This window comes from Patiriisocius marinistellae (assembly GCF_009014635.1).
Lineage (GTDB): Bacteria > Bacteroidota > Bacteroidia > Flavobacteriales > Flavobacteriaceae > Patiriisocius > Patiriisocius marinistellae.
In genome coordinates this window covers 1-1,007 of sequence record NZ_BKCF01000030.1, presented here as the reverse complement: position 1 = coordinate 1,007, position 1,007 = coordinate 1, and the positions used below count along the sequence as shown (strand labels likewise).

The window sequence follows — 1,007 nt, the reverse complement described above, 5'->3', positions numbered from 1 at the left end:
CGAATTTTTACAAATTCGACTTATTGCAAAAAAAAATTTAATAAACGAAATTTGTAAAAATCAGCTCGGGTACGTCCGAAAGGCTTTCACCTTTCTTCCTCCGCACTGCTCATATACAAATCCGTTGCCAACAATACGAAAAATGAAAATAGGAACTAAAATATTAATCCTTTTCTTGACTTTGAATTTCCTTTCCTGCAAAGGAATTGCTCAAGAAACGGAAACTAAAAAACCAACTACTGAAATTGATTTTTCGGAAACGGAAAAAAGTTCTATTCCAAAACCAATTGGAATTATAAATGATTACGGAGAAATTTTTAAGGAATCGCAACGAAGTGAATTATCGAAAATTCTTTATGATTATGATATTGAGACGACAAGACAAATTGTGGTTGTTACAATTGACAGCATAAAACCTTATAATGACATCCAAAAATACGCAACGGATTTAGGACAAACTTGGGGAGTTGGAAATGCCGAAAAAAATAACGGATTAACAATAGTTGTTTGCAATCCTTGCAGACAAATCGGAATTGCAACTGGAACTGGAACCGAATTGATTTTAACTAACGAAATTTGTAAAAAAGTAATTGAAGAAAAAATAATACCTGAATTTAAAAAAGGAGAATTTTATAGCGGAATTAAAAAAGGTGTGATAGAATTAATAGAAAAGTGGAAATAAGTACTGTTGGCAACAACGTATATAAAAAATAGCGCGAGTCGTTGCTAACACAAAGGTTCGGGCATTTTTGGAAAGTCGCCAAATTTTTAAATTTGACAAATTCCCAAAAATAATATAATTAGTAAAATTTAAAAATTCGGCTTGTGTTTCATCCGAATAGTTAGCGCTTATTTTCAGCGCTACTTTTCATATACACGAACGTTGTAAAACATTATGATAAAAATAAGGAACAAGCATTTTGAAATACTCTAAAACTCAACAAAAAAGGTTCAATTTATATTATCAAGAAAAATATAAAAAATTCTATTACAAGTTTCTGGTTCAT

1 protein-coding gene is annotated in these 1,007 nt (G+C 30.5%); it reads left to right on the top strand.

Annotation, left to right across the window (positions count from 1 at the left end):
* Window positions 1-682: TPM domain-containing protein (locus GB234_RS14995; protein WP_235906159.1), on the top strand; the 682-nt coding region annotated here is incomplete at its 5' end.
* Between the last annotated feature and the right edge of the window lie 325 nt (window positions 683-1,007).